Source organism: Prosthecobacter sp. (genome assembly GCF_044227185.1).
Lineage (GTDB): Bacteria > Verrucomicrobiota > Verrucomicrobiia > Verrucomicrobiales > Verrucomicrobiaceae > Prosthecobacter.
Window position 1 is genome coordinate 173,178 of record NZ_JBGAFO010000004.1, and the last position, 18,970, is coordinate 192,147.

Here is an 18,970-nt window from a genome sequence, read left to right on the forward strand (position 1 = left end):
GCGCTACCATCCCGGCGAAGCCATGAATTGCAAGACCGGCTCCGCCTTTCCCATCTCGCTCACCCTCACCCTGCCATCGTGGCAGCCGGAGATCAGGCGCGTCGTTTCGCCGCTGCGCTGGATCAGCAGCACATTCGCACGGTCTTCATGACGGGTGATCTTGTCCTTCGCCCGGCGTGTCTTCACATCCACGGAAACGACCGCCCCATTGCCCAGCGCCGTCACAGGCGTGCTCGGGTCCAGAAATCCCAGCGCCAAAACTTCCGTGCGCCCGCCCGGCCGCATCGTGGTGTCTTTCTTCCCCTCGCCCTCGCGGTCCCAGCGGCGGATCTCCCCCTCCACATCACCACTGATGACGTCGTTGCTGTCTGGCGAAAAAGCCACGCTCAGCACCGCGCAGGTGTGCTGCGTGAAGGTGGCCTCAATCTCGCCCGTGAGAGCATCGATGCGTTTCGCCGTGCGGTCCCGGCTGCCGGTGGCGATGTGCTGGCTGTCCGGAGAGAAAGCCATGCCCATGATCCAGTCCGCATGCGGCTCGCTCTGCCATTTCAGTTTCCCGGAAGGCAGCTCAAAACAGCGCAGTTGATTGTCCGCGCCACCGCAGGCCAGCAGTTTGCCGTCCGGGCTGGCCGCCATCGCCAGCACGCAGTCACGGGCAGACACGAGACGCCGGCGTTCCGTGGGCTTCGCCGGATTGACCAGCCACACCTCGCCCGCGCGCCCCGGCACACCCCCGGCCACGGCGAGCTGATCTTCACGCATCCACGCCAGGGCCAGAATGCGCTCGGGCATGCCGCCCAGGCGTGCCTTGAGCCTGCCCGTGGCAGCGTCCCACAGCGTCACTTCCAAATAACCGCTGCAGGCCAGCGTGTCTGCGGCGGGGTTCAGGGCCAGCGCCGTCACCGGCAGCGGGCGCGGGTATTTTTCCGGTGCCTGCGCTTTTTCTTTCTCCGGCACGATGGAGCTGAGCGAGGCCTTTTTATCCGCCACATCCAGCCTCGCACCGCTGGCGATCCAGTCGCGGATCAGCTTCATCTCCTTTTCGGGCAGCGCATCGGCCTTCTTCGGCATACGGTCATCCTCCTCAGTCGTCGCCATCAGCCGGTAAAGCTCGCTCTCATCCGGCTTGCCCGCGACCACCGGCACCGCCTTGCTGTCGCCTGCCTTGAACATGAGTTCCACCGTGTCCAGCCGGTAGCTTCCCTTGGCCTTGCCGCCCCGGTGGCACTCCACGCACTGGTCGATCAAAACGGGCGCGATCTGCCGCGAAAATGAAATCTCCGCGGCAAAGGCGGAAGCTGTGAGGAAAAGAAAAAGCAGCGGACGCAGCATGGGGGTGATAAGAAACGCCCCTTGTGAACGAGTTTGTCGGACGTTGCATCAAGCCTTTGCCTCTTTTACATCCCTCCCATGAGCTCGCGACCCTGGATCATTGCCGAAACGAACTGGAAACACGTCAAAGCCACACGCTATGAGGCCGCCGTGCTGCCCTGGGGCGCCACGGAGGCGCACAACTGGCACCTCCCCTACGCCACCGATTCGCTGCAAAACGACGCCATCGCCGCCGAGGCAGGCCGCATCGCCTGGGAGGCCGGGGCCAAAGTGGCCATCCTGCCCAACATGCCCTTCGGTGTGCAGACCGGCCAGCTTGATGTGCCCTTCTGCATCAACATGAACCCCAGCACCCAGTTGATGGTGCTGGAGGATGTCATCAGCAGCCTCGAAGGCGTGGGCGTCATGAAGTTTGTCATTCTCAATGGCCATGGCGGCAACGACTTCCGCCAGATGCTGCGCGAGCTGCAGGCCAGGCACCCCAAAATGTTTCTCTCCACCGTCTCCTGGTTTCAGGCCGTGAAGGGAGATGACATCTTCAATATCGTCGGAGACCACGCCGATGAGCGCGAGACCAGCCTCATGCTGCACTTCCATCCGCACCTCGTGCTGCCGAAATCCGAATGGGGCCCCGGCACGGACAACCGCTGGAAGCTGAACGCCATCAATGAAAAATGGGCCTGGGCGCAGCGCGCATGGACGAAGGCCACGAACGACACCGGCTCCGGAGATCCCCAGCACAGCACCGCGGAGAAAGGCCGCCGCTACTTCGAAGCCCTCGGCGCCAAAATCGCCACCTACCTCATCGAGCTCTCCGCCGCGGACATCAGCGATCTCTACGAGAAGTCGAAATGATCCGCTTCCTCGTCAGCCGCATCGTGCAGGGCATCATCGTGATCTTCGCGGTGATCACCATCACCTTTGCGCTGTCCCCTGGCGGCGGGGCGCGGAGCGAGCGCGCCATCAGCGCGGAGGCCCAGAAGGCGCAGGACGAATACTATGGCCGTGACAAACCGTGGATCGTTCGGCTCGCACGTCAGTTCAAACACTACGCCACGCTGCACCTGCCGGAGTCTGAAATGTACAAGGGGCGCGGGGTGGATGAGATCATCGCCTCCGGCTTTCCAGTCTCAGCCAGGGTGGGCGGCGCGGCGCTTCTGCTCGCGCTCACCGTCGGCGTGCCGCTCGGCGCCCTGGCCGCCCTGCGGCCAAACTCGCTCGAAGACCGCGCCAGCACTCTGGCGGCCACTCTGGGCATCTGCGCGCCCAGCATGGTGCTGGGGCCGCTCCTCGCCATGATCTTCGGCCTCCGCCTGCGCTGGTTCAATGCCGCCGGCTGGTTTGACACCTCGGACTGGGTGCTTCCATCGCTGACACTCGGCATCATTTACAGCGGCTACATCGCGCGCCTCACACGCGGCAGCCTGCGCGAGACCCTGGCGCAGGAGTTCATCCGCACCGCCCGCGCCAAGGGGGCCGGCGAGACCTCGGTGGTCTTTCTGCATGCGCTGAAGCTCGCCAGCCTGCCGGTGCTGAACTTTCTCGGTCCTGCCGCGGCGGGCCTGCTCACGGGTTCGTTCATTGTGGAGACGGTTTTTCAGCTCCCCGGCCTCGGCCAGTTCTTTGTCTCCGCGGCGGTGAACAAAGACATCCCCCTCGCCATTGGCCTCTCCACTTTCTTCGCCGCGCTCATCGTCTGCTTCAATCTGCTGGTGGACATCCTCCAGGCCATCCTCAACCCGCGCATCCGTCTCCAGGCATGAGCAACGAAACGAGCCAGGGCCGTCATTCCCCCATGCAGGCTGCGTGGCGCCGCCTGATGCGGCAGCGCATCAACGCCTGGGCGCTCGGATTTCTCGTCGTGCTGGTGCTGCTGTGCGTCGTGGGTCCCCTGTTCTCGCCGTATGATCAGTCGCAGCAGGATCTGGATCTCAAGGCCACGAATTCCAGCGCCTCTCATTGGCTGGGCACAGACTCGCTGGGGCGCGACATGCTCACGCGCATCCTGCACGGAGGGCGCGTGTCTCTGGAGGTGGGCCTCCTGGCCACGGCCGTGGCGGTCGCCATCGGCGTTCTCTATGGCATGATCTCAGGCCTTGCCGGCGGACGCACGGATGCGGCGATGATGCGCATCGTGGACATCCTCTATGCCTTCCCTTTTGTGAACTTTGTCATCCTCCTCATGGCCATCGCCGGGCGGAAGTTCTGGCTCATCTTTGTGGCCATCGGCGCGGTGGAGTGGCTCACCATGGCGCGTGTGGTGCGCGGCCAGGTGCTGGCGTTGAAAAATCTTGAATTCGTCGTGGCCGCACGGGCCTGCGGCGCGGGCTTCTGGCACATCGTGTGGAAACACCTGCTGCCAAACGTGCTGGGGCCCGTCATCATCTACGCCAGCCTCACCGTGCCGGGCGTCATGCTGCTGGAGGCGGCGCTGAGCTTCCTCGGCCTCGGCATCCAGCCGCCGGACGCAAGCTGGGGAGTGCTGCTGCAGGAGGGCGCCGGCGCCATGGAAAGCTACCCCTGGATGCTTCTTTACCCCGGGCTCTTCTTTTCCACCACGCTGCTCGCGCTCAATCTCCTGGGTGACGGACTGCGGGACGCCTTTGATCCCAAGTCGATGTCGCAGCACTCTTGAGGATTGCATGATAGACTGAGTGCTTTGTCTCGAAGGCCAACGGCCTTCCGTAATACAGCCCAGGGGTGCCGAGCGCTAGCGAGTGCTCCCCTGGGTTTTGGCAGCCAGTGCGGGAAGCGAACCCATCATCTTCTTCAGGCACCCCGTCTTCCAGAAGCGTCCTCCGGCCATTTCGCCGCGGGAGAGCTTGTGCCTCCGCCACACAATGCTCCGCTTTACCATCACCACCACTTGGCCGGGGAGAGGTGGAGCTGCGCGTAAAAATATTTTCACAGGGCCTGAATAGTTGCGAACCAGCCGCGTCAGAGAGTGCGGATACAATAATCCACTCTCCAATGAAAACACTCTTCTCAGTTCTCGCTGCAGCCGCGGTTCTTGGTTTTGCAGCTCCCTCCACCGCCAAAGCTGACTACCCGGGCGAGGTTCGCGTCATCGGCTACAGCTCCTATGGCACTCCCATCACCGCCGTGTATCAGGTCGTCAGCTACGACGCCTATGGGCGCCCCATCGGCCAGTGGGTGCCCGTCGGGGCCCAGTATGGCTCCGCCGGCCCGCGTCCTGTTTACGTACAGCCTGGCATCAATGTAGGCGTAGGCCTTGGAGTCGGCGTCGGCGGTTACGGTTACGGCAACGGCTGCCGCCCCAACTACAACTACGGTCACGGTTACAGCCACCACCATCATGGCTTCCACAGGTAGTAGCGTGGAACCCATGAAGTACGGCTGACCCGCGCGGCCCCGCCAGCACATGGCGGGGCCGTTTTGTGCATGCCTCGTTGCACGAGTGGCGGGCCTCGTGTCATGTTTGCGCATGCGCTGGATTTTTCGCATCCTCATTCTCGCCGCCCTCGTCGGCGGCATCGCGTGGTTTCATCACGCACGCACCCACCGCCCCACGCGGGTGGAGGCTGCCACCCGCGCAGGCATTCTCCTGGCCGGAAACGGCAGCGAGCCCGCCACGCTGGATCCCCAGCTCGCCAGCGGCCAGCCGGAGCACATGATTTTTCATGCCCTCTTTGAGGGCCTCATCGCCCCGGCCCCCGGCAATCCCGATGGCGATGCTCCGGGCGTCGCCACTTCATGGACTCACGAGAACTACACGGTCTGGACTTTCAAGCTTCAGCCCAAGGGCAGATGGAGCGATGGCGCACCGCTGACAAGCGCTGACTTCGTTTACTCCTACCAGCGCATCCTCACCGCGCAGCTCGGCGCGGACTACGCGGGCATGCTCTACCCCATGCTCAATGCCGAGGAGTACCACACCGGCAAGATCAAGGACTTCTCCCAGGTCGGCGTGAAGGCGCTCGATCCTCTGACTCTGCAGATCACCCTCAAGGGTCCCGCCCCCTATCTGCCCAGCATGCTGAAGCACTACGCCTGGTTTCCCATGCCAAAGCAGGCCATCGAAGAATTTGGCAGCATGACCGACCGCAACACGCGCTGGACGCGGCCTGCAAACATGGTCTGCAACGGGCCCTTCAAACTCAAAAGCTGGGAGGTCAACCAGGCCCTCGAAGTGGAGCGCAATCCGTACTACTGGGACGCCGCCACGGTAAAGCTCAACGGCATCGTCTTCCTGCCCATCTCCAATGATGCCACCGAGGAGCGCGCCTTTGCCGACGGCCAGCTTCACGTGACGCTGACCATGCCGCTGTCCAAGATCCCCGCCTACCGCGAGAGCAAATCACCCTTCTATCACAACGACCCGCTGCTCAGCGTGTACATGTACCGCTTCAACACCACGAAGAAGCCCTTCGATAATCCTCTGGTGCGCCGGGCCCTGGCCCTCGCCATCGACCGCGAGAGCATCACGCGCAATGTGCTGCGCGCCGGGCAGAAGCCGGCCACCGGGCTCACGCCTCCAGGCTGCAGTGCCAGCTATCAAGTGCCGGACGTCATGCGCTTTGATCCCGCCGAGGCGCGCAGGCTCATGGCAGAGGCCGGCTTTCCCGAAGGCAAAGATTTTCCGCCTTTTGACATTCTCATCAATACCAGCCCCGCCCACCGTTCACTCGCGGAGGCCGTGCAGGCCATGTGGAAGGAGCATCTTCACATTCCCGCCGGCGTGCTGAACCAGGACTGGGGCGTGTACATCGAGTCTCAGCGCAAGCTGGATTATGACCTGGCTCGCTTTGCCTGGGTGGGGGACTACCTCGACCCCTCCACCTTTCTCGGCATCTGGCAGACCGGCGACGGCAACAACAACACCGGCTGGGGCAGCCCCCGCTACGATGAACTGATTCATCAAAGCTTCCAGGAAGGCAACGACGCCAGACGCCTGCAGCTTCTCAACGAGGCTGAAACCCTTCTGCTCAAGGAAGCGCCCATCATCCCCATCTACTGGTACACGCACTCCTACCTGATGCGCCCCGAGGTCAAAGGACTGCTCCCTTCCCTCCTCGACCATCGCTGCTACAAGGCGGTGGAGCTGGTGCCGTGAATGTGGTGCTGTGGAACGCAGGCGTCCGCCCCCGGTTTGAGCTTCGAAGCCTTGGCGGAAAAGGCAGCAGCTAGCAACCGTGGATAACACCACGAACATTTGAAAACAGGTCTGCATCTCAGTCGAACAATGCTCCCTGCTTTTTATCGACCACCTGATTTTGAAGGCCAACGGCCTTCCGTATGATATCCCACGGACGCCGAGCTTGAGAGCATCTAAATGATTTCGTGTCCAATTAAAGGCAGGGCAGCCAATACGGTTCTCCCTCTCCCCGCCGCTGAAAAACGCAAACCACAAAATTTGTCTTCGGGGAGAGGGCTGGGGTGAGGGGACGCCTCATGTGCTACGCACGCTAGGATCCAGCAAACCCATCGCTTTCTTCGCATCGCATTCTTCAGCGACGTCTGCCCCGCCATCTCGCAGCGGCACGCTTCCAGGAGACCCACTGCCCCGGCTCCAGCCGAAAGAATAAAAAAGGCGCGGGATCATCTCCCGCGCCTCGCAATGGCCGCAAATGTTATCAGTCGTCAGTCGGACTTGCGCCAGATCGTTGTCAGCGTGCCGCGAAAGGTGACCCTGACAGCCTGAGTGCTGACCACTTCACGGAAGTGCGGCGAAGCCTCCTGCTCCACAATCTCCCATCTCTCAATGCCGTCGCCGTTCAACGTTCCATGCACAGGAATGGACTCCGCATGCTGGCAGACGAACCCGTTCTTGCGCTCCTGCTGAATGCTCCACCCCGGCGCGAGCTGCCACGTCACTGCGTGCAAAATTTCGGGGCCCGCATCATCGCAGATCTCCACATAATCCTGCGTCACATGCACGGCACGCTGCGTCCGCAGCCCTTCGCACGTCAAAGTCATCACGCAGATGTCATCATTGAGCTCCAGCACCGGTTTGGCGTGATGCCTGGCCCAAAGAAACGCACCCATGCGCCGCGGTGCGGCCCGGCCGGTCACAGGAACGGGCCCGTTGTGCGCCTCCCACGAAGCCAGCCGCGCCCTCAGCGCCGGGTTGCTGTAGTAAGCGCCGGTTCCCGGATCAATGATGAGCGCATGCTGCTCAAACCAAAGTGAAACATGCAGGGCATCCAGGTGCCCGTGCGCCGCCATGCTGCCGAGCCCGAGCGGAGAGGCATCCGCCCGCACCGTCCAGCGCGCATCACGCCAGAGGGCCTGGCCGCTCTGCTCATGGGTCTGCCACTTGCTGCGCATCGCGGCCTTCACTCCCGGCGGCGGCTCCCCCAGCCAGAAGCGCAGCACCGCGCCCTCCGCTCTTTTCAGCAGCCAGCCGCGAAACTCCGCGGCTGCGTTGGCACGTTTCAGCGGCAGCGGCAGCACCTGCGCATCATCGGAATCGCCAAAATCCCAGCACTCGGGTGGCTCCGCGACATCCACAAAATACTGCGCCGCTTGGGCCAGCCGCTGGCGCACCTCCCCGGTGAAGCCGCCCGCCGCCATGCCCGCGTGCCAGCACATTTCCCAGGCGAAGAGGTGATAATGCAGGGCCTGCTCCTTGTTGCCGCCGTCAGCGGCAAACTGCTGCAGGATCTCATGCTCCAGCAGCCGCACCACATGCTCCACGGGTCGCGTCATGCGCGCCAGCGCCGGCCAGCGGCTGAGCGCCATCACCAGCGCGCACAGCTCTCCTATCAGATGATTGTTGGCCGAGGAGCCAAACGAGCGCCGCTTCCAGATCCACCACGCATGCACCGGAACGATGCGTGCGGTCAGTTCATCCTGCCGGCGCGCCAGCTCGGGATCATTGCATCCGCGCACGAGCGCATCGAACCAGCAGAAGTTCATCAGCCGCAGCGCAGCTTCCAGCGGGCTGGTCCAGTTGATGCCATGTCCCGGCACATTGCGGTCGCACCAGTCCTCCAGCCAGAGCTGCGAAACGCGGATCGCATGCACGTCGCCGTTCAAGGCGCTGTGCATGGCCATGCGCGTCATTTCGCTCCAGCGGTTGATCTCCCACACGGCGCGCGCATCCGCATCATGCTCCAGATGGCGATGATCCAGCTTTCGCGCCGGAACGTCGGGATCAATCACCACGCCTAAAGTCGCATCGCGGTGCCAGCAGGGCGGCGCGCCCACTTCCACGCTCTTCCAGCCAAAAAGCTCCCACTCCCCGCGCACGAGCTTTTCCGCATCCGCGGCCAGTTGTTTGCGCAGTTCAGGCGGCACGCGTTCACGCCAGGGCAGCCGCGGCACGTCGGCAAAGGTGCCGTCCCACGCCTTGCGCGAGATGCGCCGCAGGCTGGCGGCCTCATTCCGACGCCCCAGACGCTCCGCAATGCGGCGGCCGATCTCGCCCACGCTCATCGCGCGCAACCGCTGCATGTACCAGCCCAGCCCCATCAGAGTGCAATGCTCCGTGCTTCCCGAATCGACTCCAAAACGGCAAACGTGAGGCGCATGCTCTGCCGCGCCTGTTCATACGGCAGCGGATGCGCCGCCTCCTTTTTCAGGAAGGCCAGCCACGCCGCCATCTCCTCCGCATGCCCCTTCGACGCGAACTTCTTCACCGTCTCTTTGCGCTTCTTGAAGACGGAAAGCTTCATGAAGTTTTCGCACGCAATGACGACACCTCCCGCGAAGACCCGGAACGTCTCCTTGGGATAGGCCGTGTCGCCCTCAGCCGAATAAATCACCTGCGCCGATGACCCGTCGGCAAATTCGATCTGCGCCGTCACTGAGTCCGGCACCTTCGGCCGACCCACCGTTTGCGCCGTCACCTTCACCGGCTTTCCAAGCACATGGCAGGCGAAGTCGAAGAAGTGGCAGGCCTCGCCCAGAACGCGGCCGCCGCTCTCAGCGACATTGGCATACCAGTGATCCGGCGCCAGCACGCCCGCATTCACATGAAACGACAGCGTCTTAGGTCCTGAGACAGACTTCAGTACCTCCATCATCGCCACGGTGGCCGGTGCAAAGCGCCGGTTGAATCCCACCATCACGCTGCCTGCGCATTCCACCATGGCCGCGTCGATCTGTTCCAATTCCTCGCGGGTGAGACACAGGGGCTTTTCCACAAACACCTGCTTTCCCGCCTGCAGCGCCTTCAGCACCAGAGGCGCATGCAGATGATGCCGCGTGCCGATCATCAGGGCCTCCCCCTCCCTTTCAAACACCTTGGCCGCATCCGTCTCCGCCTGCGCAAAACCAAATTTCCCCTTCACATGCCGCGCGCTCAGCCCGGTCGCATTCACAATCGTGCCAAGCGCGATTTGCCCCTTCACATGCGGCAGCAGCATCGTCCGCGCAAAATTGCCCGCACCAACGACATCGAGCCTCCCAACGCCGTCTTGTAGTTCCGCCTTTAGGCGGCCCGGAAACTCGGACTGGCATTGGACCTTCTCCTCTCCAGCCCGGCTGAAGCCGGCGCCACCATACTCAATCACCACCCCAAGCTCGTTCTGCAGCTTGTCGTAAACATCAAGCACTCCGCCAAACCCCACGCGTCGCGTGGTCACTGGCTTCAAATCAAGCTGCCCCGTACGCATCAACTCCAGGCACGCCTCAAAATTCCGGTTCTCCGTCCAGCGCACATGCCCGATCGGATAGTCCTGTCCGCCCCACTCATACTGCGGATCGTAGCGGCCCGGTCCATAGCTGCGCGAGTAGCGCACCTGGATGTCCTTCATGTAGGCCGTCTTCCACGACAGTTCGGCATCGTAGATGCCCACGATCACCATCACACCGCGATCACGCAGGCAGGCGATGGCCGAATCCGCCGCATCCCGTCCTTTGCCACCGACACAAAGCAGCACGGCATCCACACCGTGGCCGTCTGTCCATGCGCGCACTTCGTCCTCCAGCTTCGACTGCGATGAATTCATCACACGTTCCGCTCCCATGGCGAGCGAAGTCTGCAAACGATCAGCGACGTAATCGACGGCCAGCACTCGTACCCCGGAAGCCTTCAGCAGACTCGTAGCCAGCAGGCCCACCAGTCCCTGCCCCATCACCAGCACCCGTTCACCCAGCCGCGCACCGCTTTGACGCACCGCCTCCATGGAGATAGACGCCAGGGTCGTATAGGCCGCCTGCCAGTCTTCCACGCCTTCGGGAATGGGTGAGGCCAGCAGGTCCGGCACCGCGATCATCTCGGCATGAAACGCGCACTCCGCACCACCGCAGGCCACGCGATCGCCCACACGAAAACGTGTATTCAGTTCATCCACCGCCACCACCACACCGGCCGCGGAGTAGCCCAGCGGCGTGGGAGATTCGAGGCGATTGCGCACCTTTTGCAGCGCGGCCTTCCAGCCCAGCGTCTTCGCAGTATCGATCACCTTCTTGACCTGATCCGGCCGCGCCCGGGCCTTTTGCAGCAGCGACATCCGCGCCTGCTCCACCTTCATGCGCTCCGTGCCGGGAGAAATCACCGAGCAGGTCGTCTGCACCAGAATGCCTCCCGGCGGCGCCACAGGCGCAGGCGCCTCCTGCAGTTCCAGACGTCCGTCCTGATATTGGGCGAGTTGTTTCATGCTCCCGACGAGATTCAGTTCCTTCTTCCCCTGCAAAAGCTGCTTCCGTCTCAGGGGCCCATCCCCTGCCATTTCAGCAGGCACTGTTCGACTTCCGCCATCTGATCAGCACTTAGAACCGCCATGCGACGCAGGAAATATTTCGGCGGCAATGCTTGAATGCCCTGCACCAAAAAGGCGCCCTCTTTCAGGCTTGGAAGCGGAATGGCGGCTTCAAAGCTCGATCCTCGTGTCGCGGTTGTATGAGGTATCACACCAATCAAAGCCCGGTCATTGTCCCCATACGCAATGCTGATCACCAGTGCCGGCCGGACCTTTTGCGCCATGCCAAAATCGACCTGCCAGACCTCTCCACGTTTAGGCAGCATGGGCCTCTTCTTCGTCAAGGGCTCTAAAGGATGCCGCTGCGAGAGCGGCGAAATCATCGTCGGTGAGATCGTCGCTCATGGGAACCGTTTCCGCCATGGCATGGTGCAGCTCCAGCTGTTCAGCGATCGGAAGCTGTTTGATGACATTGAGAAGTTGAAGAACGGCGGCGCTCACGTCTGAATCCTAACAAAACAAGATCACTTCGCAAGCGGCTGCTTGTCCATGCAAAGCTTGGTCACCAGCCATCGATGCTTTCCCGCGCTGGTCTTCTCCACCTCAGCCACCCGCCGGAGTGTGAGGTCGAAATCATCCCCCAGCTTCTTCATCAATCCCGTACGCATCGCATCATCTCCGCCCCCCCACTGCGGCCCAGCTTGATAGCGGCATTCCACCACGCCTTCACGTTCCTGAAAAAACTGCACCGCCAGCAGCCCGTCGAAAATGCGGTCATGCATGTTGATGGCCGTCAGTGAGATGCGACGGCCGGAAGCGCTGACCAAAAACTCATAATCGCGGCCCACGATCGCCGAGACGACCCCATCGTTGATCCTCGCGTAATCCCCTGTGCGATACCGGATCAGCGGCATGACGTGATTGTGAAACGAGGTGCCGATGATCTCCCGGTTTCCCTCGGCATCCGGCTCGCCAAATTCCACAAACCCATACGTGGGCCAGAACTGCAGGTCATTGGACGTCCGTCCCTGCGCCGCGAGCACCACGCGCTCGCTGTGCCCATACCAGTGCATCACCTTCGCGCCAAAGAACTGCTCCAAATACTGCTGCGACTCCGCCGTCAGCTTTTCCGAACCACACAGCAAAGACGTCAGTTCAAACTCCAGTTTGACCCCCATCTGCGCCAGCATCAGCGCCGCGCTGGGGTACGCATGCAGATGCTGCGGACGAAAGCGGTTCAAGGCCTCCACATACTCCAGCAGTCGCTCCGGAGTCAGATGATAGGAGGAAAGAATCAGCCAGTTCCGCGTCGCATCAAAATAACTGATGCCGCCACCCGCCTTGCTTGAAGTCACGCCCCCGCGAATCACCGCCATCCTGTCCCCGGCCCGATACCCCCGCCGCGACCACTGCGCCTCCAGATAAGCCTGCTCCTTCGGGCGGCTCACCCCTTTGTGCAGATAAAATCCCACCGGCACACCGCTAGACCCACCCGTGGTGATGTAGAGCCGTTGATTCGATCCAAACTCCGGATTCACCATCCGCTCCCGCTGCAAAATCAAATCCTCCTTCGTCAGCAATGGATAGTCCGCCAGTTGCTCGAGTGATTCAAATTTGGATGGGTCGGCGGGAAATCGTTCCGCATAAAACGGCGCCTTCGCGGCCGCCATCATTGACTCCCGCAAGGCCTTCACCTGATAACGCCGGATGGTCTCCGCATCCCACGTCTCCACCTCCCGCGCCTCGTTCTGAAACCGCGTGTAGGCGGAGCCATAACGCAACGACGACGGCAGCGCGCGATAAGCCCGCCCCGCCAGCGACTTCACCGGCTGCGGCGCCGCCTCATAAAGCCTGAGCAGCGGATAGAGAGTGTCTTCCAGAGACATGTGTCATTCACCCCTTCGCCATCAGATTCAGCACCCGCAAAGCCGCCACCGCAGCGCCAAATCCATTGTCAATGTTCACCACCGTAAGTCCGCTGGCGCAGGAATTCAGCATCCCGAGCAACGCCGAAATCCCGCCGAGATTCGCCCCATACCCCACGCTCGTCGGCACCGCGATCACCGGCGCAGCCACGAGCCCGCCAAGTACACTGGGCAGCGCCCCCTCCATTCCCGCGATGGCAATCACCACGCTCGCACCCCGCAGATCATCCAGCCGCGCCATGAGCCTGTGCAGCCCCGCCACCCCCACATCCGTGAAGCGGCTCACCCGCGCCCCCGCAAACTCCAGCGTCTGCGCCGCCTCCTCCGCCACCGGCAGGTCCGAAGTCCCCGCACACACCACCGCCACCGTCGCTGATCGAAATGAACCGCCCATCTGCCCGATGCGGTACAACCGCGACACCCCGTCATAGCTCCCCGTTGGAAAACGCTGCAGCAGCAGGGCCGCCGTTTCAATGCTCACACGCGTGGCAAGCGCGCAGCCATGCGCGCCAACAAGCGCGGTCAGCGCATCCGAAGTCTGCGTCAGCGTCTTCCCTGCTGCATACACTGCCTCTGGAAATCCCTGCCGGATCACCCGGTGCGTGTCCGCCAGCACCTCCCCGGCCTCCGCAAACGGCAGCGTGCGCAGCCGCTCCAGCGCCTGGTCAGGAGGCACGCTGCCTCTGCAGACCTGGTCGAGCAGGTCGAGAAGTTTGGATTCATTCATACCGCGCGCGCTTGAAGAACTTCATTCATGCTGCCGGAGCGCAGCCCTAAAAGATCCAGCGTGACATACGTGTACCCGGCCGCACGCAGCGCCTTAGTGATCGCCTCCCGCTCCTCCAGCACCCGTGGCAGATCCGCGTCCGGCACTTCAATGCGCGCCACATCCCCATGGTGCCTCACCCGCAGCTCACGAAAGCCAAGATCAAAAAGCGCCGCCTCCGCACGCTCGATCTGCGACAGCAGCTTCGCCGTCACGCTCGTTCCATACGGCACGCGGGAGGCCAGGCACGCAGCCGCAGGCTTGTCCCAGTTGGGCAAACCCAGCGCCTTGGCAAAATAGCGCACGTCCTGCTTGCTGAAGCCCAGCTCATGCAGCGGGCTTAGAATCTGCAGCTCACGCGCCGCCGCGCGCCCCGGCCGCACATCCAGCGTGTCTTCGGCGTTCATGCCATCCAGCACATGCATGATGCCGTTCTTCTCCGCAAACAGCCGCAGCGCCCGATAGACATGATCCTTGCAGAAGTAGCAGCGGTTGGGCGCGTTCTTCTGATAATCAGGATCGCTCACCTCCTCCGTCGTCAGCATCTCCAGCCGCGCCCCGAGCCGCTGCGCCAATGCGATGGCCTCATCCTTTTCACTCTGCGGCAGACTCGGCGAAACCGCCAGCAACGCGATGACGTGTTCAGCGCCCAGCGCATCAATCGAAGCCTTCAAGACAAGCGTGCTGTCCACCCCCCCTGAGTAGGCGACGGCCACGCGTCCCAGGGGTTGGAGATGTTCTTTGAGTTTTTGTATCATGGTGTCGTCATCAAACTTTTTTGAAACTTCGGTGCAAGACTGCGGATGAGGGAAAGAATCATCTCCACCGTCTCCGCATCATCGCGGCGGCGTTCACCGCTCTGCTGCGGCGTCAGGTTGTCCGTCACACGCGCCATCACCGAAGGATACGCCCAGCGGTGGTTCACATTCCTCAGCACGCTGTCCCGCAGGCTCAGCATCTGGCGCTCCAGATTGCTCGGCGTGCTGAGGTCATTGCCCACGAACCAGTACACATAGTGCGCTCGCAGCCGCAGCTTGGACCGGTCAGGCATCAGCTCCTCGCGCTCGATCCCCAGGTCACGCACCCGCAGCACCGCGCCCGAGATCATCTTCACCTCGCGCACCGTCGAGCTCGTGATCGTCCAGCCCTGCCCGTCCAGACAAACTTCAGGCCGGTGGATGCTGCGCGTGTCATTCCCTGCAATGACCAGCGTGGCATGAGCCACATCTCGCTGATCACGCCCTCTGCCGGGAGTGTGGTACTCACGCTTCTTGATGATCGTGTCGGGCGGCAGCAGCTCGCGCTCCCTCTTGTCTGATTCTTCGTTCGTTCCCACAAATCCGCCCGCCACCAGCGGCAGCTCCGCCAGCACGCCAGCCTCCTTTCCCCCTCGGGGCTGGGGAGAAAACTGGCACAGCAGCATCGTCATACCACAAAGCACCAGGAGAATGGACGCACGGACAATCATGAAGCGGAGGATGCAGCCACCTGGCGTGACACAGTTCGCGCGCGCTTGAGACCCCGCCCGTCGCAGCAGCGGTCCAGCAGCCACGAGGCGGCCTGCAGCAGCAGCACCGCCACCAGGAACATGCCAATGCCCGTGATCGTATGAAACGTGGACACCTTGTCCTCCCCGTCTCCGATCGCCCAGTTCTGGCCAAAGGCCATGGCGGCAAAGACCAGCACCACCACGCGCACCATGTTCACCACGACGGCGATCGGCAAAATCGTGCTGAACAGCACCGCCCTCCGCCACATCACACGTTGACGGAAGTAGCTGAACAATGCGCCCACTACCAGCAGCGCAAACAGCGATCTCATACCCGAGCACGGCGCCGCCACCCCCACGCTGAAAAGCTCCCCCGCCCTCCGCCCCAGTTCGGGCTCCGGCATGGATTGCAATGCCGTGCCGGACACCAGTGCATCCACGCCCACGCTGTTCAGCACAAAGCCCGTCGTCCTCACCATCAGCAGCCGCATCTGGTAGCCGATGCTCTCTTCCAGAAACGGCAGCGGCCACATGAAGCCCAGCATCAGCCACGCAAAGAGCCGCGTCCGGCTGCGCTGCACTCCCTCCAGCCACAGGGAGGCCCCGGCCATCAGGCACATCATCGCCAGGTATCCGCAGTAGAAGTTGTTCGCCCGGTAGCCTGCAAAGTAGCAGAACAGTGCAAACACAAGGAGGACAAATCCGCCGCGGCTTGAGGTGCATGGCTGCCGCGCCGCCTCCGCCCGCCGGTGCCAGATCAGATACGCCACAATGAATGGCACCAGCGCGCCATGCTGCCATGTGGCATCCTGCCACTGCATCAGCAGCTCGGCAAACAGCGTGCGTCGAAACGGCCCATACCCCGCCGCATAGGGCTGCGCCACCATCATCAGCGCCACCGCCGCGCCGCAGATCAAAGCTGCCGCCCTGCTGCGCCACGGTGAGTTTGGAATGAATGGTTGGGACATGGGCCGGAACCTCTCGCCTTAAATCGGCTTCACACTCTCTCTCGCTATTTGAAACAGCCACACCGCAAGACGCGCCGGAAAGACCACACAGGCCCCCAGGCGCCCGCGGTACAGCACATCCAGATGCCACTGCGTCGCCAGGCGGTACTTGGATTTCTTCGCGATGAAGCACGAATGAATCCGCTGGCTCAGGCTCTTCTTTCCCGCCCAGAAAACGCGCCCCACCGGGCGGTAGGGTTCATAGCCGCTCAGCCGGATCTGGCTGCGGTTGTCGATGCGGAGCTTGAAGCCCTTCTTATGCGCCGTGTGCGTGTAGGAGCTGTCTCCCGCGTAGTGCGGCCAGCGCCGGTCGTCAGGCAGTCCTATCTTCTCCACCAGCTCCCGCGAAAAGGCCACCTGATATCCCGCCAGCACATCAGCCACGTCAAAGTCCCCGCCGCTGCTCGGCGCCGGACCTCGCCTCAGCGAGTGGCAGCAGTGCACCGCGCCGTTCACCACCGCTTGCGAAGCCAGCACCATGTCCGGCTGTTGTTTCACCACCTCGCTGATTCGCAGCAAAGACGCCTCGTCCGGACAGGTGTCATCGTTCAGCCAGATGATCACCTCCGCATGAAGATCCAGCGCGCGCTCCATGCCGCGCCGCATGGCCCCCGTCCAGAAGAGATCACCAGACCCCTGCACAAGATCCACCTGCGGGTGCTGCTCTCGTATGGCCTCCGCGGTGCCGTCCGTGGAGCAGTCATCCACCACAATCACCCGCCAGTCCGCGCGCTCACGCGTCCACCGCAAAAGATCCAGGCAGCCCAGGGTCAGGTCCTTGCGATTGTACACGGGAATGACAATGCACGTCATGGCAGGCGCAGAAGGGCGCAGGCCAGCCTGTCAGCCACGGCGGCGTGCGTGTAGCAGCCTTGCAGCCGCGCGGTGGAGGCGGCCAGCTTGGCACGGTAAAAGTCGGGCTCTGAAATCAGCCGGTTCAGCAGCGCCTCCAGCCGCGGGACATCTCCCGGCGGAAAGAGCAGGTCCTCATCACCCAGCACCTCGGGAATCGCTCCGGAGGTGCTCCCCACCGCCAGCGCGCCACAGGCGATCGCTTCGATCAGGATGTGCCCAAACTGCTCCTCCCACACATGCGGCCCGCTGTGCACCGGGTGGCTGCCCAGCACCAGCACATCCAGGCATTGCAGAAAAGTATGCACCTCCGAATGGCTCACGGGCGGCAGCACTCGCAGCCAGGGCCGGGACTCCGCGGCAGCCTGCATCTCCGCCACCAGCGGTCCCTGCCCCATCAGCGCCAGGCACACTTTCGGCGCCGCATCTCCATGCCTCTGCTTCAGAGCCTCCACCGCGGCCATGAGATCCCGCACTCCCTTTTCCGGCACCAGCCGCCCGGCAAAGCCGATGATGAAGGCCTTCTCAGGCAGTCCCAGTTTCCTCCGCTGCCGCGCCCTGCCCTCCTCCTCCAGCGGACAAAAGGCCGCCGTGTCCACGCCCAGTTGCGGGCACACAATCACTCGCTCCGCAGGAGTGCCATGCTTGCAGACCAGCCTCGCCGCCGCAGTGTTGCCGCACACCCAGAAGTCAGTCCACCGCGCGGTGAGCCAGTACACGAGGTCCAGCACTCCTCCCTTGAGCCCCGGCCGCCTCACATTTTCCCAGGTAAACTCCCCATACCTCCGCACCCTGCCTCCTGCCCGGCAGGCGATCAGCGTCTGCCATTTGACTAGCGACCACGGCTCATTTTCCACCAGCACATAGTCCCACGGCTGGCTCCGCACCAGCCTCGTGAGACCTCGCAAAATAGCCGCGGTGCTGAAAGGGCGCACCCCGCACGCCGCCAGTTCCACATAGCGCCACGGCCTCTCTCCATGCCCCTCCCCGCCCACCAGCGAGCCATACACCGGCCCCAGGTCCTGCGGGCGCACCGTCGCGCACGTCAGCGTGAAATGACGCGCCAGCTCCGTCACCTTTTTGGCGTGTTCAGGCACCGCGTACGTGTGGCAGATCAGCAGCAGGGAGGGCTTCATGGCTTTGGGTACTGCTTGCTCAGCAGCTCCTTGCCGCGCCAGTTGCGCGGTCGTCCCAGGCAGTTTTCCTTGATCCAGATTTTGAGCTTGATGAACTGCCGCGCCGGCCACCACTCGCCATCGCCGTAGCGCATGTCCTCGCTGCGGTTGATGCTGTGCCGGTACTTGGTCAGGCACGGCTCCCGTGCATGCAGTATCCTCACCTTCGCCCCCGCATACCAGAGCGCGTACACCCGGAGATTGTACTCGGAGCCAAACACATACTGCCGGATGTCAGACTCGTACAGCGCCATCCGCAGCGCCCCCTGGTCCACATACACCGCCTCCGGCCCGTGCAGTTTTTTATACGCGGCCTCCTCCTCGTCATTGATCTTGAGCCATCGCGCCAGCAGCTCATCACCGGCCGCGCATTTCCGGTACGCCAGCACTCCGCCGTTGGGCTCGCTGAAAATGGCCGGCACTTGCGGCGCCGGCATCGCGTAGCGCACCGTGTCCCGGCAGTACGCAAACTCAAACTTCCCCAGAATGTCAAACATGTCGTCCACCCGCTCCAGCAGCTCCGTGTCGGAGTCCAGATACAGAGTCCGCTCAAACGGCGTCTGCTGCATTCCCACGATCTTGTCCCGGAACGTGCGCCGGATGTCGGGATGCACGCTGCAGGAGCCAAACAGCCCGCGCAGTTCCCCGCCGCGCTCCGCCAGGTCCGCCTCGGACGTCACCAGGTGGATCATCATCTCAGGATGCACCCGCTTCAGGCTCCGGCATGAATGCACCGCTTCATCCAGATGGCGGCGGCCATAGGCAATGTAGAGCACACCGTGGCTTCTGGTTTCAAAAGGGCTCATCAAAAATAAA

The 18,970-nt window shown here is 62.8% G+C and carries 18 protein-coding genes; 5 read left to right on the forward strand and 13 right to left on the reverse strand.

Going from position 1 to position 18,970, the window contains the following annotated elements:
• Positions 1-3: 3 nt before the first annotated feature.
• Complete coding sequence (locus tag ACILSQ_RS11320) at positions 4-1,332, reverse strand: c-type cytochrome domain-containing protein (protein ID WP_395743735.1); 1,329 nt, start codon at positions 1,330-1,332, stop codon at positions 4-6.
• 78 nt (positions 1,333-1,410) lie between these two features.
• Between ACILSQ_RS11320 and ACILSQ_RS11325 the strand changes: the two genes are divergently transcribed.
• The 5 genes from ACILSQ_RS11325 (at position 1,411) to ACILSQ_RS11345 (ending at position 6,406) form a co-directional block, all read left to right on the forward strand.
• Entirely contained in the window at positions 1,411-2,187 is a 777-nt protein-coding gene (locus ACILSQ_RS11325) for a creatininase family protein (protein WP_395743736.1), read from the forward strand.
• On the forward strand, positions 2,184-3,095 hold the full coding sequence (locus ACILSQ_RS11330; protein ID WP_395743737.1) for an ABC transporter permease: 912 nt from the start codon (positions 2,184-2,186) through the stop codon (positions 3,093-3,095). The genes ACILSQ_RS11325 and ACILSQ_RS11330 overlap by 4 nt, the downstream gene beginning before the upstream one ends.
• On the forward strand, positions 3,092-3,967 hold the full coding sequence (locus ACILSQ_RS11335) for an ABC transporter permease (protein ID WP_395743738.1): 876 nt from the start codon (positions 3,092-3,094) through the stop codon (positions 3,965-3,967). Before ACILSQ_RS11330 ends, ACILSQ_RS11335 begins: the two co-directional genes overlap by 4 nt.
• Before the next feature lie 335 nt (positions 3,968-4,302).
• On the forward strand, positions 4,303-4,665 hold the full coding sequence (locus tag ACILSQ_RS11340) for a hypothetical protein (protein ID WP_395743739.1): 363 nt from the start codon (positions 4,303-4,305) through the stop codon (positions 4,663-4,665).
• Between the two features lie 112 nt (positions 4,666-4,777).
• Positions 4,778-6,406 (forward strand): peptide ABC transporter substrate-binding protein, encoded by a 1,629-nt coding sequence (locus tag ACILSQ_RS11345; protein ID WP_395743740.1) that lies wholly within the window; start codon positions 4,778-4,780, stop codon positions 6,404-6,406.
• Positions 6,407-6,933: 527 nt separating this feature from the next.
• Here ACILSQ_RS11345 and ACILSQ_RS11350 read toward each other — a convergent pair.
• Genes ACILSQ_RS11350 through ACILSQ_RS11405 form a run of 12 tightly spaced genes read right to left on the reverse strand, consistent with a single transcriptional unit; the run spans position 6,934 to position 18,960 of the window.
• Positions 6,934-8,748, reverse strand: coding sequence for a heparinase II/III family protein (locus ACILSQ_RS11350; RefSeq protein WP_395743741.1), 1,815 nt, complete (start codon positions 8,746-8,748; stop codon positions 6,934-6,936).
• 17 nt (positions 8,749-8,765) lie between these two features.
• Positions 8,766-10,898, reverse strand: a complete 2,133-nt coding sequence (locus ACILSQ_RS11355) for a bi-domain-containing oxidoreductase (protein ID WP_395743742.1) — start codon at positions 10,896-10,898, stop codon at positions 8,766-8,768.
• Between the two features lie 50 nt (positions 10,899-10,948).
• Positions 10,949-11,266, reverse strand: a complete 318-nt coding sequence (locus ACILSQ_RS11360; RefSeq protein WP_395743743.1) for a type II toxin-antitoxin system PemK/MazF family toxin — start codon at positions 11,264-11,266, stop codon at positions 10,949-10,951.
• Entirely contained in the window at positions 11,256-11,441 is a 186-nt protein-coding gene (locus ACILSQ_RS11365) for a hypothetical protein (RefSeq protein WP_395743744.1), read from the reverse strand. Before ACILSQ_RS11365 ends, ACILSQ_RS11360 begins: the two co-directional genes overlap by 11 nt.
• A 23-nt stretch (positions 11,442-11,464) precedes the next feature.
• The gene (locus ACILSQ_RS11370) at positions 11,465-12,826 is read right to left on the reverse strand and encodes a phenylacetate--CoA ligase family protein (protein ID WP_395743745.1); all 1,362 of its coding nucleotides are present in this window, start codon (positions 12,824-12,826) and stop codon (positions 11,465-11,467) included.
• Between the two features lie 7 nt (positions 12,827-12,833).
• Positions 12,834-13,592: a nickel pincer cofactor biosynthesis protein LarB gene (gene larB / locus ACILSQ_RS11375; RefSeq protein ID WP_395743746.1), complete on the reverse strand. Its 759-nt coding sequence runs from the start codon at positions 13,590-13,592 to the stop codon at positions 12,834-12,836.
• Positions 13,589-14,389 (reverse strand): ATP-dependent sacrificial sulfur transferase LarE, encoded by an 801-nt coding sequence (gene larE, locus ACILSQ_RS11380; protein WP_395743747.1) that lies wholly within the window; start codon positions 14,387-14,389, stop codon positions 13,589-13,591. The genes larB and larE overlap by 4 nt, the downstream gene beginning before the upstream one ends.
• Positions 14,386-15,099: an exosortase-associated EpsI family protein gene (locus ACILSQ_RS11385; RefSeq protein WP_395743748.1), complete on the reverse strand. Its 714-nt coding sequence runs from the start codon at positions 15,097-15,099 to the stop codon at positions 14,386-14,388. The genes larE and ACILSQ_RS11385 overlap by 4 nt, the downstream gene beginning before the upstream one ends.
• Positions 15,096-16,088 carry an exosortase/archaeosortase family protein gene (locus ACILSQ_RS11390; protein ID WP_395743749.1) on the reverse strand — a complete coding sequence of 331 codons (993 nt, stop codon included), beginning with the start codon at positions 16,086-16,088 and terminating at the stop codon, positions 15,096-15,098. The genes ACILSQ_RS11385 and ACILSQ_RS11390 overlap by 4 nt, the downstream gene beginning before the upstream one ends.
• Before the next feature lie 18 nt (positions 16,089-16,106).
• Entirely contained in the window at positions 16,107-16,940 is an 834-nt protein-coding gene (locus ACILSQ_RS11395) for a glycosyltransferase family 2 protein (RefSeq protein WP_395743750.1), read from the reverse strand.
• Entirely contained in the window at positions 16,937-18,115 is a 1,179-nt protein-coding gene (locus tag ACILSQ_RS11400; protein WP_395743751.1) for a glycosyltransferase family 4 protein, read from the reverse strand. Before ACILSQ_RS11400 ends, ACILSQ_RS11395 begins: the two co-directional genes overlap by 4 nt.
• Complete coding sequence (locus ACILSQ_RS11405) at positions 18,112-18,960, reverse strand: hypothetical protein (protein WP_395743752.1); 849 nt, start codon at positions 18,958-18,960, stop codon at positions 18,112-18,114. Before ACILSQ_RS11405 ends, ACILSQ_RS11400 begins: the two co-directional genes overlap by 4 nt.
• Positions 18,961-18,970 lie beyond the last annotated feature (10 nt).